Raw genomic sequence first — 14001 nt, 5'->3', positions numbered from 1 at the left:
CCATTCACCATTCACCATTCACTACTCACTACTCACTACTCACTACCCCAGACCTGGAGCACCCTATGCTCGGACGCCTCAACCATGTCGCGCTTGCGGTGCCGGATCTGGCCGCGGCTGCGGCGGTCTATCGCGATACGCTTGGCGCTCGCGTGACCGCGCCGCAGGCGCTGCCGGAGCATGGCGTTACGGTGGTGTTCGTCGACGTCGGCAACACCAGGATCGAGTTGCTCGAGCCTCTCGGCGAAGCCTCGCCGATCGCCGCATTCCTCGCGAAGAATCCGTCCGGCGGCATGCACCATGTCTGCTATGAGGTGGACGACATTGTTGCGGCGCACGACCGTCTCAAGGCCAGCGGCGCGCGCGTGCTGGGCGACGGCAATCCGAAGATCGGCGCACATGGCAAGCCGGTATTGTTTCTGCACCCCAAGGATTTCTTCGGCACGCTGGTCGAACTGGAGCAAGCATGAGTTGGGTTTCGTTTGTCGCCCTGTTCTTCGCCACATGGTGGGTGGTGTTGTTCGCCGTCCTGCCGTTCAGCATGCGGACGCAGGACGAGGATCGGGACGTGACGCTTGGCACGGTTCCGAGCGCACCGCGCGGACCGCACATGCTGCGCGCGGCGCTGCGCACGACGATCGTCACGCTGGTCCTCATGGGTATCTTCTACGGCATCACGAGAGGGCTTGGCCTCGGTATCGACGACATCCCGCACATCGTGCCGGATTTCAACCAGAGCCCAGCGCATTAGCCGGCTACCTACCGTGTCCGACTATCCCAGCCTAAAGCGCGTCGCGTTCGACCGGCCTCATCGGACGCGCTTTAAGTTCTTGTTTGATGCATGTCGTTATCGCAAAACCGCTGCACGCTTTTGCGCGACATGCATTAGCCGACGCTCTGAAATCAAGCTGAGCCAGCAAGGTCAATCCAAAGTAAAGGCCGGGGCGGGTTTGGGCTGACGCAACGTCATGTAGTTTGGTAATCTGTCGTGCTAACCAGATGATTGCACAAAAAAAATGCAAGGCGCGAGGCCTTGCAATTTAAACGCGTCCGATCTGTTTCCGGTGTCCGGCGGCAGCGAGTTACCGCGCCTAGATCGCATCCTCCCAAGACTTTGACCGCGTAGGAGGGCAGATTTTTCTCTACCCTCTCGGTTATGGGGGCACACTAGCCTAAGGCGGGTGAAAATGTCACGAAGAATTTTGCCCGGAAACAGGCAATCTCGTGCTGCAGTGCACAATAGTACGGCAGGCGTTGCTTGCGAAACGCCCAGCAAGCCGCGTGCGGCAATTGCGGCGCCTGTGCAGCGCTTGGGCCGGGTTTCCATTCCGCCATGAAATGGCTATGAAGCCGGGGCAAGCAAGCCTGCGCTGCGCCGATTCCGGCGCCGCCATCCTCTCTCACGGACCAGTCCATGCGTTTGTCGCGCTATTTCCTGCCCATTCTCAAAGAAAATCCGCGCGAGGCCGAGATCGTCTCGCATCGGCTGATGCTGCGCGCCGGCATGATCCGCCAGCAGGGGCAGGGCAGCTTTTCCTGGCTGCCGCTCGGCAAGCGGGTGCTGGACAAGGTCTGCCGGATCATTCGCGAGGAGCAGAATCGCGCCGGCGCACTCGAAATCCTGATGCCGACCATCCAATCGGCCGAGCTGTGGCGCGAAAGCGGCCGCTATGAAGACTACGGCAAGGAGATGCTGCGCATCAAGGACCGGCAAGACCGCGATATGCTCTACGGGCCGACCAACGAGGAGATGGTCACCGAGATATTCCGCTCCTATGTCAAGTCCTACAAGGACCTGCCGCTCAACCTCTATCATATCCAGTGGAAGTTTCGCGACGAGGTGCGCCCGCGCTTCGGCGTCATGCGTTCGCGCGAGTTCCTGATGAAGGACGCCTATTCCTTCGACCTCGATTATGAAGGCGCCAAGGCCGCTTATAACCGCATGTTCGTGTCCTATCTCAGGACGTTTACGCGCCTGGGGCTGCAGGCCATTCCGATGCGCGCCGACACCGGGCCGATCGGCGGCGACCTCAGCCATGAGTTCATCATCCTGGCCGACACCGGCGAGAGCCAGGTGTTTTGCCATCGCGACTATCTCTCGCTTGAGGTGCCGGGGGCGGATACCGATTTTTCGAACGACGCCGAGATCGGCGGCATCGTCAAGACGTGGACGACGCCCTATGCCGCCACCGACGAAATGCATGACGAGGCGGCATGGGAAAAGCTCTCCGAAGGCGACAGGGTCTCGGCGCGCGGCATCGAGGTTGGGCATATCTTCCATTTCGGCGACAAATATTCCAAGCCGATGGGCGCCAAGGTGACCGGGCCGGACGGCAAGGATCATTTCGTTTCTGGCGGTTCCTACGGCATCGGCCCGTCCAGGCTGGTCGCGGCGATCATCGAGGCCAGCCATGACGATAACGGCATCATCTGGCCGGAGGCGGTGGCACCGTTCGATGTCGGCCTGATCAACATGAAGGCTGGCGATGCCGAATGCGACCGCGTCTGCCGCGAGCTGAATGCCGCCTTTGCCGCCGCCGGCAAGGAGGTGCTCTACGACGACACCGACCAGCGGCCGGGCGGCAAGTTCGCCACCGCCGACCTGATCGGGCTCCCGTGGCAGGTGATCGTCGGGCCGCGTGGTGTCGCCGCCGGCGAGGTCGAAATCAAGAACCGCAGGACCGGCGAGCGCGAGACGCTGCCGATCGGCGACGTGAAAAAGCGTTTCGGTGCCGCCGTATGAGTGAAGCGGCAGCAGCCAAACCTTCGGCGGCAGGACCCTTTTCCGGCTTCGAGCGCATGGTGGCGTGGCGCTATCTGCGCTCGCGCCGCAAGGAGACGGTGATCTCGGTGATCGCCTCGATCTCCTTCCTCGGCATCATGCTGGGCGTTGCCACGCTGATCGTCGTCATGGCGGTCATGAACGGCTTTCGCGCCGAACTGCTGACGCGCATCCTTGGCGTCAACGGGCACCTGATCGTGCAGCCGCTCGACATGCCGCTGGAGGACTATGACCAGGTCGCCGGCCGCATCAACGGCGTGCCCGGCGTCAAATATGCCATTCCGCTGATCGACGGGCAGGTGCTGGCGCAAGGCAATGTCGGCGGCGGCACCGGCGCGCTGGTGCGCGGTATACGCGGCGAGGATCTCGGCAAGATCACGATCGTCGCCAACAACATCAAGGCGGGCTCGATCGTCGGCTTCGACACCGGCGAGGGAGTCGCCATCGGCAGCCGCATGGCCGAGAATCTCGGCCTTGTGCTCGGCGATACCATCACGCTGATCTCGCCCGAGGGCGACGTCACGCCGCTCGGCACGACGCCGCGCATGAAAGGCTATCCGATAACCGCGATCTTCGAGGTCGGCATGTCGGAATATGACAGCTCCATCGTCTACATGCCGTTTTCGGAAGCGCAGCTTTATTTCAACATGGACGGCAGGGCGCAGACGATCGAGATCTACGCCGACAATCCCGACAATATCGACGCGCTGAAGCCGAAGGTCGAAGAGGCGGCGCAACGGCCGATCACCCTCGTCGATTGGCGGGAGCGTAACAAGACGTTTTTCGACGCGCTGCAGGTCGAGCGCAACGTCATGTTCATGATCCTGACGCTGATCGTGCTGGTGGCGGCGCTCAACATCATTTCGGGCCTGATCATGCTGGTGAAGGACAAGGGCCACGACATCGCCATCCTGCGCACCATGGGCGCCACGCGCGGCGCGATCCTGCGCATCTTCCTGATGACCGGGGCTGCGATCGGCGTTGTCGGCACCATCGCCGGCGTGCTGCTCGGCATCGTGATCTGCCTCAACGTCGAGCGCATCCGCCAGTTCTTCTCCTGGCTGGCCAACGAGCGGCTGTTCAATCCCGAGCTTTATTTCCTGAGCCAGCTGCCGGCGCGCATGGATGCCAGCGAGACGATCTCGGTCGTTCTCATGGCTTTGGCGCTGTCGTTCCTGGCGACACTGTTTCCGGCGTGGCGCGCTGCCAGGCTCGATCCGGTCGAAGCGCTGAGGTACGAATGATGGCCGAGGCCATTATCGAGCTGAAGAGCGTCGAACGCCATTATGTACAGGGGCCGCGCAAGCTGACCATCCTGAACGGCGCCGATTTTTCGCTGAAGCGTGGCGAGATGGTGGCGCTTGTGGCGCCGTCGGGCACCGGCAAGTCGACGCTGCTCCACACGGCCGGGCTGCTGGAGCGACCGGACGCCGGCGACGTGATCCTGGCGGGGCGCGCCTGCGGCCGGCTTTCCGACGACGAGCGCACGGCGATCCGCCGCAACGATGTCGGCTTCGTCTACCAGTTCCATCATTTGTTGCCTGAGTTTTCTGCGCTGGAAAACATCATGATGCCGCAGCTGATAAAAGGGCTGCCGCGCAAGGAGGCGGCCGAGCGGGCGGCGCAATTGCTCGACTATATGCAGATCGGCAAGCGGGCACAGCATCGCCCCTCCGAGCTCTCCGGCGGCGAGCAGCAGCGGGTCGCCATTGCGCGTGCCGTCGCCAATGCGCCGCTGGTGCTTTTGGCCGACGAGCCGACCGGCAATCTCGACCCGGTGACCGCTTCCTATGTGTTCGAGGCGCTGGCAGCACTGGTCCGGCAATCGGGCCTGGCGGCGCTCATCGCCACCCACAATCACGAGCTCGCCTCGCGCATGGACCGCCGCGTGACGCTGTCCGACGGCAAGGTTGTGCCGCTTTAGGGTGCGCTGCAATTGAGGCGATGACGGCCCGCGAGCTGCCGTGCGCCGTCCCGCCGCTTTCGCGCGCCTGTCGGCCCCGAAACGCTCGGCATCTCCTTCTCAACCCTTTCTTAACCCTGTCGAAATGACCGAGCGCAATTCGGGTGACGCCCGGACTGCGATCGTTGACATTCGAACAAAATTAGAACAAAATACGAACATACTAACAACAGGAGAGAGTTATGACCGATCTTGTTCAGGATGTCGTCTCGCTGGTGTGCATGAGCACGTTCCTCATTTCCATGGCAATCTGGATCGGCGCGATGTGAGGATTGAGCTCAAGGGCGGGCTCGATGCTGATGAGCGAGGGCCGCCTTCGCATATTGGCGCAGGCATTGGGCGAGTGTTTCAGCCGGCCTTGCGGGACACTTCGACAGGCGACACCGCGGCGGGCCCGAACACGTCCTCGAAAGCGGATTTCAGCGCCAGGTCGAGGTCGGCCATGGTCACGGGAAGGCCGAGGTCGACAAGGCTGGTGACGCCGTGATGCTGGACGCCGCACGGCACGATGCCGCTGAAATGGCTAAGGTCCGGCTCGACATTGATGGCGATGCCGTGAAAGCTCACCCAGCGCCTCAGCCTGATGCCGATGGCGGCGATCTTGTCCTCGGCCGCCGAGCCGTCGGGCAAAGCGGGGCGGTCCGGCCGAACCACCCAGACGCCGACGCGGTCCTCGCGGCGTTCGCCGCGTACGTTGAAGGCGGCCAGCGAGCCGATGATCCATTGTTCGAGTGCGGCGACGAAGGCGCGGACATCCTCGCGCCGCCGCTTCAGGTCGAGCATGACGTAGGCGACTCGCTGGCCCGGCCCATGATAGGTGTATTCGCCGCCACGCCCGGCGGCAAAGACCGGGAAACGGTCCGGCTCGATCAGGTCCTCGATGCGGGCGCTGGTGCCGGCGGTGTAGAGCGGCGGGTGCTCGACCAGCCAGACCATCTCGCCGGCGGCGCCGCTGCGGATTGCCTCGGCGCGCGCCTCCATCACGGCGAGCGCATCGGGATAGGCGGTGAGCCCGGGCTCGATGCGCCATTCGACCGGCGCCGAGCCGGGCAAGGGCAGGAACGACGTGGCGATCTGGCTGCGTTCTGTCATGATATCTCGTCTCGCCACTCATATGGCGGCAATCGGTACAAACGTCCAGTTCCGGCACGTTCGGCCCTTGAAGAGTTATGCCGATGTCCGGCCGATTATTGCTGGCCGCGCACTTGTTTCACCGGAAACGATTTGCTACACGCCGCGGGCCGGTTGGTTCCGGCTCCTACCACGTGCGGTCGTGGCGGAATTGGTAGACGCGCAGCGTTGAGGTCGCTGTGGGGCAACCCGTGGAAGTTCGAGTCTTCTCGACCGCACCATCAAATTCGTGAACTTGGCCCTCTAAGCCATTGAAACTCCAGTCCGGCAGAGCACCCGTTGATGAGGGCGCTTGGCGTTCTTGCCGAAATGCGATACAATTTGGGATACAAACTGAGATACATCGCGAGTTTGGCCCATGCGAAAAGAGGCCGTCGCAGAGCCCGCCAGAGACCCGGATCGCTACCTCGTCCAGCGCGACGGAATTTTCTATTATCATCGGCGAATGCCCGCCAAGATGGTCGGCATCGACGATCGCGGCAGGTTCATTCGCAAGTCCCTGGGAACGGACGAACGCCGCCTCGCACGTGCCATGCGCGACAAGCTCGAAGACGCGGACAAGACCCTGTGGGCGGTGCTTCTTTGCGGCGGCGAGACAAGGTCAGCACTCGATCAGTATCGCGACGCCGTTCGCCGGGCTGAAGCCATGGGCGTTTCCTACCTTTCAAATGGACAGGTGGCAGGCTTTCAGAATGTCGATTCAATTTTAAAGCGTGTCGAGGCGCTGGAGCGCGTTCAAGCGGCCCCCGCGGTCGCCGACGCTCTCCTCGGCGGGGTGCAGGTGCCGCCGGTCAAAGTCTCCAAAGCTTTTGATCTCTACGCCGATGAGATCATGGCCCATGAAGTCGCGGGTAAGAGCCAGTCGCAGCGCCGAATGTGGAAGAAGGTAAAGCAGAGAGCCGTAAACAATTTCGTTGCCCTGGTTGGTGACAAGCCGATCGGCGACGTCACGCGTGAAGACGGACTGACCTTCTACCGGTTCTGGCTCAAGCGCATCGCGCCGCCGCCAGACATCGGAGCCGCGACACATTCGGCGTCTGCCGGCAATCGAGACCTCGGCAACATGCGGGATCTCTACAGGCGTTATTTCGCTCATTTGGGCGAGGAACAAAAAGGCACCCCATTCGATGACCTCCGCTTTTCGGAGCGTGGCAAGCGCCGTCGTAAACGGCCGTCATTCGAACCCAAATGGATAACCGATCAGATCATGAGGCCGGGCGCTTTAGCATCCCTGGATGCTCAAGCGCGTCGCTGCGTTCTGGCGCTGATCGAGACAGGCACACGCCCAAGCGAGATATGCAATCTTGATGAGACCGTGATCTTCCTTGACACGCCGGTTCCGTATGTTCGCATTACCCCACGAGAGGACGCCGATGATCCGCGCGAGATCAAGACCGAATGGTCAGTGCGAGATGTACCGCTGGTAGGCGTCGCGCTGGAAGTTTTTAAGAAAAATCCGCAGGGCTTTCCGCGCTACCGCAATCGTGAAGAGGCGCTTTCTGCAAACCTCAATAAATTCTTTAAAACACACAAACTTTTCCCGACACCGAAGCACAAGATTTATTCCCTCCGGCACAGTTTCGAGGATCGTATGAAGGAGGCAGGTATCGACAGCGAGCTTCGCAAAATCTTGATGGGCCATACGATAGAGCGTGTAGAGTATGGTACGGGCGGATCGTTGCAATGGCGACGAGACGAACTCAAAAAAATTGCTTTGCCTTTCGATCCCGAGATCGTTTGAGCCGTTCCTGGACGCGCAGCATTGCGCCCATCTCTGCAATCAATTTCTTCTTCTCCCGTTCAAGACGCTCGTAAATCGGGAGATACGCTCGTCCTTTGTTGCCAGCCTTGTGGATAGCTAGGGCGAGCGTATCCAGAGCGCGGTCAATTCTGTCTAAGGTCACGGGCTCAGGAACAGTGCTTACCTGTGGCAGAACACAGGTCATTGTCTGTCCCGTCTGTTTCCTGTTCGGCGATGACACAGACGAGATAATGGCAGCAGGCGCAGGTGAGAAAAGCGGTTTGCCTCTCGCATCGTGCAGCGGCGATACTTCGACGTAGAAATCGGAAAACACGCTTGCGGCAACTCTGCACTGTCAGATGCAGCTAGCCACATCCGGCCACATGAATTGCTGAGCGGACTCAGACGGGTCGATGCCCTTGAACCGGACACGAGACCGAATCGATCCACAGGCTGTCGGCGGGCCGGAATGCCTCATCCGATCCGACCAAACCGATCGGAGGACGCAGGCAATGCCGGATTTGGTGGGCTATAATTACCTGAGGAGAGGCAATCAGCTGATCCGGATCAGTGCGTGGGAGCGCGAGTATCTCGGGAGGTCGCTTATGATTACCTTATCATTAGCATTCCTCGATATTGCGGCACCTTTGGGGTGAGTTTGACAAGCTTCACACGGCGATCGCTTGGCAGGAAATCGGTTATGAGATTCGTGTCGGTTCAATGATGGGCGGGACCAACTGCGCCGAAAGCGAACAAATTCGAATACTTAATGTAAAGTCTTGGGTCATGCTGTCCGAATGCAGTACTGTGCGGGCGATCAGCCAACGATTGGCGAAATTTTGAGCAGGCTACCATTACCGATGGCCTAGACACCGTTTTCGTCCTTCGTTGCCGCAAGAAAGGTATCGCCAACTGCCGGATCAATCCGATCAGCCTGTGGCAACGCGCAACGGCTCCAACGCTCAGCGTTTCGGGCGGGGCTGAAGAGGTCGATGACTGCCGCACCCGGAGCAGTTCGACGTATTCCTTATTTTGCTTGGCCCGCTGAAATGCAGCCGCATCTTTAGAAGGAACGAACCGTCTGGCAGGACGGCGCAAGCAATTGATGGCGACGCCGTCGAGTGGATGGAGAAAGTCACTGACAAACGATACCGCCGCTGAACGTTACCGGTCCGCAGCGTCTCGCACTTGGCTGCCAACTCACCCCAGCCAATACCTCGGCCCCGGCCCCTTGCGTCCTGCCATATCGGCAGGGTTCGCAAGGCTACACCGGTCGATCGACAGGCAGCCGCAACCGATGCACTCGGTAAGCCCCGACCTCAGGCGCTGCAACTCGGCGATGCGCTGGTCGATGCGCTTGGTCCACTGGCCCGATAACCGCGACCAATCCCGACGCGACGGCACGCGATCGGCTGGCAACTTGGCCAGCTCGCCGCCGATCTCCTCAAGCGTCAGCCCAATTCGCTGCGCGAAGACGATGAAGGCGATCCGGCGCAGCACGGATCGCGGGTAGCGTCTGTGTCCCGAGCCGGCCCGCTCGGACGCGATCAGCCCGCGCTCCTCGTAGAAGCGCAGGGCCGATGATGCGACGCCGCTGCGCCGCGCCACGTCGGTGATGGTCAGCATGGAATCCATGCATGAACGAAAGCACAATTCCCGCTTGACTTCAAGTTAACTTGAACTTGTACCAAGAGGCATACGGATTAAAGGAGCACTGGCAATGCAGACGAATGTCGAACTTCAGGGACTTCGCGTGGCGGTCACAGGCGGCACGTCCGGCCTCGGACTGGCGCTTGTGCGGCAGCTTGCCGCGATGAATGCGTGCGTCGCCTTCGTCGCCCGCACCGCCGCGAATGTCGAACGCATCGCCGACGAGACGGGCGCGCACGGTATTGTCGGCGACGTCGGCAAGAAGGAGGACATCTACCCGATCGCGTTGCAGGTCACTGCCAGCCTCGGCGGGCTCGATGTCCTGATCAACAATGCGTCGAGCCTCGGCCCTGTCCCTCTGGCGCTCCTTGCCGATACCGAGTGCGAGGAGCTGGAAATGGCGCTCGCGGTCAATCTCGTCGGCGCGTTCCGGCTGACGAAAGCCCTGTTCGGTGCGCTTGCCGCGTCCGCACGCGAGGGCCGCGGCGCGCTGGTCATCAACATTTCCAGCGACGCCGCCGTGAACGCCTATCCCGGCTGGGGAGCATACGGCGCGAGCAAGGCCGCTCTTGCCCATGTGACGGCGATTTGGGACGAGGAGGCGAAAGCAGACGGCATCCGGCTCCTCGCGCCTGACCCCGGCGATATGGACACCCCACTGCACGCGCTCGCGATCCCTGATGCTGATCCGGCGACCTTGAAGCGCCCCGAGCAGGCAGCTGCCGAGATCATCGAAAAGATGCTCGACGCGTTGCCGGTCCGCTCTACGCTTCTCGCCGGAGCACATGGATGATTGCCGCCGATCGTCCCGATCGGCGCTCCGCCAGGCTGTTCGTCGTCGAGGCGGACGGCACGATGCGCGACCTGCCGCGAGTTGGACTCGCGACGCTGTTCAACCCCGGCGATCTGGTCGTCGCCAATGACGCCGCGACCTTGCCTGCCAGCTTGCACGGCACGCATGTCCCAAGCGGTGAGGCGATCGAGATCCGCCTGGCGGGCTGGCTGTCACTTCCCGATCCAACCCGTTTCGTGGCGATTGCCTTCGGCTCGGGCGATCACCGCACGCGCACGGAAGACCGGCTGCCTCCACCTCCGCTGTCACCAGGCGATCGCCTCCGGCTCGGCTCGCTTGACGCCGTCGTCGAGCGCCTTCTCGACCATCCACGCCTTCTCGAGTTGCACTTCCCAGGCAACCGCGCAGCGGTGCTTGCAGGACTGGCGCACTACGGCCGGCCGATCCAATACGCGCATGTTCCCGAGCCGTTGGCACTGTGGGATGTTTGGACGAAGATTGCCGCCGGGCCGGTCGCGTTCGAGGCGCCGTCGGCAGGCTTCGCGCTCGACTGGCGCACGCTCCAAGCCTGGCGTCGGCACGACGTTGGCTTTGCAACCCTCACGCATGCTGCGGGCGTCTCTTCCACCGGCGATCCCGCGCTCGACTCGCGCCTTCCCTTCGACGAGCCATACCGCATCCCTGGGCGCACCGCGGCGCAGGTCGCGCGGGCGAAGCTCCGCGGCAGCCGCATCATTGCGATCGGCACGAGCGTAGTGCGCGCACTTGAGGCAGCCGCCAATCCCGGCGGCAATGTGCGTGCCGGAAATGGCATTGCGACAGGGCGCATCGCGCGGGGCACGCGGCTTCGCGTGGTCGATGCGATTCTCACAGGCGTCCACCAGCCCGGCGAAAGCCATTTCGAGCTCCTGCGCGCCTTTGCCGACGATGCTCTGCTCGCCAAGGCCTCCACAGCCTTTGCCGCCTACCGCTACCGCGCGCATGAATTCGGCGATTCCATGCTGCTTAATCGCCAACCGCCGCTTCTATCGCGCGAACAAAATCGGGGCGAGGGGCTCGAGACGAAGGCTTTACTCGAGGTGTGCCATGATGTCGGCAGGATCGGTGGTATTTCGTGCTCGGCGCGCAAGGAAGTCGGAGCTATGTTACAGCGGACCAAATTCGGCATTTGACCCAAAGTCGAAGTTCCGAAGCCCTCACATTGGGTCCGCATTGCGGGCGAAGCGGACAACATGGCTTGCCGGGCGTCAATGCTTCGATACGTGCCACGGCAGGCAGAGCCTAGCAGGGTCCCAAGAATCGCAGGATTTCGGCCGCGAGCGCATCCGGTGCTTCCTCAGCCATGTGGTGACCACAGTCCAGGGCCTTCCCCTGCTGTCTCGCCGCCGTCCACGGTCGCCAAACTTCGAGAACATCGCCGTAAAGCTGCTCAAGGTCATCACGCAGCGACCACAGAACCATCATTCAATACGGCGGCCCGCCTCTCGGTCTTCCGCGTCGTGCAGACGGTCTATCGTGATACCTGCCCTATAATCTTCTATCATTCCGTGAATGACCCGCGGATCGTGAACGGCCGCGCTGTAATCGGCATAGGCCTCTGGGCCCATCTGTTCGGCGGAGCCACCATGCCAAGCATCGGGATCGGCATTGATAGCGCGCTCCGGCTTCTCTTGCTGGGCGAAGAAGAACCAATGCCACCACGCGGTTGCAAAGCGTGTATCACATCGTTCAAGCGCTTCGAGGATAGGAACGCCATCGAGCACGATGAGATGTGTCACCGCGGAGGGATGATCCATAGCAGTCCGAAAGGCGGTGTGGCTTCCCCGATCGTGCCCGGCGATTGCGAAGCGATCAAATCCAAGGTGCTGCATCAGGGCGATGTCAACGTTAGCATTGCTAATTGCCGTTGGTTCGGCGCATTTATCAAATGCACTGTCAATCGCCAATTGGCCTAATTGGTCAATCAAGTGTCTGCGCTAACCATATGACAGTTCGCGGTGCTTAGCGTCGTTCGACGCATTGAGTTCGTCATTGCGGACAATGCAGTGTTCGTTCGCTAGTGCGGCTAGCGCCATCGGCTAGTGTTTGTTCGTACGCGTCGTATTGGCCTGTCTAGCGTCAATGAAATTGGCGCGTAGTGTTTCTCGTATTCGCCGTTCAGTTGCCGCACGTACTGCGCGCCTGTGTTTGCGCCTGCCGTCGAATGACAGGAGCGTGTCACCATAAAACGCAACACGGTTTGCGGAGCGCTATAGAGTAAGCAGCAACAAAGGATGCCGCTTATGACACTTCTCCAGATCGCTTATCTCTGCCTCGCCGCGGGCGCGTTCATTGCCTTCGTTGGCTACCCCATCGCGTTCTTCGGTATGGGAGGGCACTGAACCGCAGCGCGATCTTTCCGGATTTCGGAAAAAGATTTGTCGTGCGTGACAAAGGATTTGTCACCCATGACAAAAAATCTTCGATAAATGGCTAGGTCATCGTCCAACGGAGCGACCTCGATGACCCTGCTTCAAATCGCTTACGCAATGCTCGCCGTCTTGTATATTGTGCCGTGGTGGCGTTGGCGGTAGGACATTCAGATGTCGCAAGATAACGAAGACGAAGCAATTCCCAAGTCTTCGTCGGCTACTGCCGCGATCGTGCAGTTCATTGAACGGGTAGGAAGGCCCTTCGTACCCGACGTCGTGAAGAGCTGGGCGTCGCGCCCGACTATCACCGAACGACCGAAAGAGAACAGGTGGCATCTGGCGAGACAGTCGGATGGTACATTCCTCCTTCAACTGCAAAACGATTGGTGGCTGACTAACAACAGCGACCGTCCTCTGCGTATGGTGGGGGTGGAAATCGACCGACCACGTGTCAAGGGCGATCTCATTGTGGATGGGCCGAGGGCGCACGATGGCGAACCTGTCATCCCGCCAAAGGCGACGGTCCCGATTTCCACGCACTTCATGGTCCCCACTAGGAAGCATCACCTGAAGGCCACGAAACGCTACGATTTCACATTCGTCGATCACAACGGGCATCGGACGCGAAAACGGGGCATCGAATACAAGCCCGAGCGCCAACGCGTCAAGACGACGAAACTCAACTCCGATTGCAGAGATCGCTGACCAAGACGAGAAGGCTCTGGCGTCGCTCCTGAAAGAGGAGATTGGGCGCTATGCGCGGCACGGTCGCCAGCATGGCGGGCTGGGGACCATTTCGGCAGTAAAGGGGAACGCGAAGATAAAGTCGATCTACCAGGATTGGTGGGCGTCCGACCGCGCTTCCGAGCGGCAGGACATCGTGGTCGAGAGCGGGCCGAAGATCGTCTCTGAGATTGGCGATGCGATCGTTGAGTACGCCTCAAAGCTTCCCGAAGATCGCTTGGCGAAGTTCCCGTCACTTTTGCTGGACCGCCTCGATAGGGATCGCGAGTATTACGGCGTGTCTTACCTCATCGTATACGCGTTGTGGCGGCTCAACCGGCTCGAAGACGCGCTCCAAACGGTATACGAGCGCTATGAATTCAAGCCTGCTCTCGTCGACAACATATTCCGGCGCTCGTACGTGAACCGGGTGCTCGAAAGGAACCAGCAGTACGGCTACAGCGACGTACTCGGGCTGCTGAATGGCATGCTGAGATACGAGCATCTGCATCTAGTAGAACGCGAGCTGGAGAAGATCGAATGGCTTGCTATGAATACGAGCGAGCACCCATTCCAGATCGCGCAAAAAATCACCTCGATTCGGGCGCTGCGAATAGCAAACCGTGAATGAAGGCTATGCGCGGTGAGCTCATTACGGTGGCGCTGTGGGGGCATTGAGCGATGACTGACGAGAGAGTTTTGCTGTACGCCTCCGGCGAGGGCCGCCTTGCGGGAGCATGGCCCGGTAGCGAAGCTGCGCTCTTAAGGTCGTCCTTTCGAGCGTAGTTAGCAGCACAGCATGAGCCA

13 protein-coding genes and 1 tRNA gene are annotated in these 14001 nt (G+C 60.8%); 11 read left to right on the top strand and 3 right to left on the bottom strand.

Annotated elements, in window-relative coordinates:
• Window positions 1-65 precede the first annotated feature (65 nt).
• The 5 genes from mce to NKI29_RS16230 all read left to right on the top strand — a co-directional run bounded on the left by mce (window position 66) and on the right by NKI29_RS16230 (window position 4706).
• Window positions 66-470, top strand: a complete 405-nt coding sequence (gene mce, locus NKI29_RS16250) for a methylmalonyl-CoA epimerase (protein WP_023676614.1) — start codon at window positions 66-68, stop codon at window positions 468-470.
• Window positions 467-751, top strand: coding sequence for a DUF1467 family protein (locus tag NKI29_RS16245; RefSeq protein WP_023676613.1), 285 nt, complete (start codon window positions 467-469; stop codon window positions 749-751). Before mce ends, NKI29_RS16245 begins: the two co-directional genes overlap by 4 nt.
• Window positions 752-1414: 663 nt before the next feature.
• Window positions 1415-2743: a proline--tRNA ligase gene (proS, locus tag NKI29_RS16240; RefSeq protein WP_352570374.1), complete on the top strand. Its 1329-nt coding sequence runs from the start codon at window positions 1415-1417 to the stop codon at window positions 2741-2743.
• A complete protein-coding gene (locus NKI29_RS16235) occupies window positions 2740-4026 on the top strand; it encodes a lipoprotein-releasing ABC transporter permease subunit (RefSeq protein WP_352458234.1) in 1287 nt (428 codons plus the stop codon). The genes proS and NKI29_RS16235 overlap by 4 nt, the downstream gene beginning before the upstream one ends.
• Window positions 4023-4706, top strand: coding sequence for an ABC transporter ATP-binding protein (locus NKI29_RS16230; protein ID WP_023676610.1), 684 nt, complete (start codon window positions 4023-4025; stop codon window positions 4704-4706). Before NKI29_RS16235 ends, NKI29_RS16230 begins: the two co-directional genes overlap by 4 nt.
• Window positions 4707-5093: 387 nt before the next feature.
• On the opposite strand, the gene lipB is transcribed toward NKI29_RS16230, so the two are convergent.
• A complete protein-coding gene (gene lipB, locus NKI29_RS16225; protein ID WP_023676608.1) occupies window positions 5094-5837 on the bottom strand; it encodes a lipoyl(octanoyl) transferase LipB in 744 nt (247 codons plus the stop codon).
• Window positions 5838-6012: 175 nt separating this feature from the next.
• Between lipB and NKI29_RS16220 the strand changes: the two genes are divergently transcribed.
• Both NKI29_RS16220 and NKI29_RS16215 read left to right on the top strand, forming a co-directional pair.
• A tRNA-Leu gene (locus tag NKI29_RS16220) sits at window positions 6013-6097 on the top strand.
• Window positions 6098-6234: 137 nt separating this feature from the next.
• A complete protein-coding gene (locus NKI29_RS16215) occupies window positions 6235-7617 on the top strand; it encodes a DUF6538 domain-containing protein (protein ID WP_352458233.1) in 1383 nt (460 codons plus the stop codon).
• A 1200-nt stretch (window positions 7618-8817) separates the two neighbouring features.
• Here the strand turns inward: NKI29_RS16215 and soxR are convergent.
• Window positions 8818-9252, bottom strand: coding sequence for a redox-sensitive transcriptional activator SoxR (soxR, locus tag NKI29_RS16210; RefSeq protein WP_352450000.1), 435 nt, complete (start codon window positions 9250-9252; stop codon window positions 8818-8820).
• 85 nt (window positions 9253-9337) lie between these two features.
• Here soxR and NKI29_RS16205 point away from each other — a divergent pair, with 85 nt between their 5' ends.
• Both NKI29_RS16205 and NKI29_RS16200 read left to right on the top strand, forming a co-directional pair.
• Window positions 9338-10060 carry an SDR family NAD(P)-dependent oxidoreductase gene (locus NKI29_RS16205; protein ID WP_023679409.1) on the top strand — a complete coding sequence of 241 codons (723 nt, stop codon included), beginning with the start codon at window positions 9338-9340 and terminating at the stop codon, window positions 10058-10060.
• Window positions 10057-11232, top strand: coding sequence for an S-adenosylmethionine:tRNA ribosyltransferase-isomerase (locus tag NKI29_RS16200; protein WP_352691975.1), 1176 nt, complete (start codon window positions 10057-10059; stop codon window positions 11230-11232). The genes NKI29_RS16205 and NKI29_RS16200 overlap by 4 nt, the downstream gene beginning before the upstream one ends.
• A gap of 288 nt (window positions 11233-11520) precedes the next feature.
• On the opposite strand, the gene NKI29_RS16195 is transcribed toward NKI29_RS16200, so the two are convergent.
• Window positions 11521-12027 (bottom strand): alpha/beta fold hydrolase, encoded by a 507-nt coding sequence (locus tag NKI29_RS16195; protein ID WP_352568991.1) that lies wholly within the window; start codon window positions 12025-12027, stop codon window positions 11521-11523.
• A 615-nt stretch (window positions 12028-12642) separates the two neighbouring features.
• Between NKI29_RS16195 and NKI29_RS16190 the strand changes: the two genes are divergently transcribed.
• Both NKI29_RS16190 and NKI29_RS16185 read left to right on the top strand, forming a co-directional pair.
• The gene (locus NKI29_RS16190; protein WP_352617480.1) at window positions 12643-13176 is read left to right on the top strand and encodes a hypothetical protein; all 534 of its coding nucleotides are present in this window, start codon (window positions 12643-12645) and stop codon (window positions 13174-13176) included.
• 175 nt (window positions 13177-13351) lie between these two features.
• Window positions 13352-13825, top strand: coding sequence for a hypothetical protein (locus NKI29_RS16185; protein WP_352757498.1), 474 nt, complete (start codon window positions 13352-13354; stop codon window positions 13823-13825).
• Window positions 13826-14001 lie beyond the last annotated feature (176 nt).

Origin of the sequence: Mesorhizobium sp. M0678 (genome assembly GCF_040320505.1) — a bacterium.
Classification (GTDB): Bacteria; Pseudomonadota; Alphaproteobacteria; order Rhizobiales; family Rhizobiaceae; genus Mesorhizobium.
The sequence above is the reverse complement of the archived record's forward strand: the minus strand, read 5'-3'. Positions and strand labels throughout refer to the sequence as shown.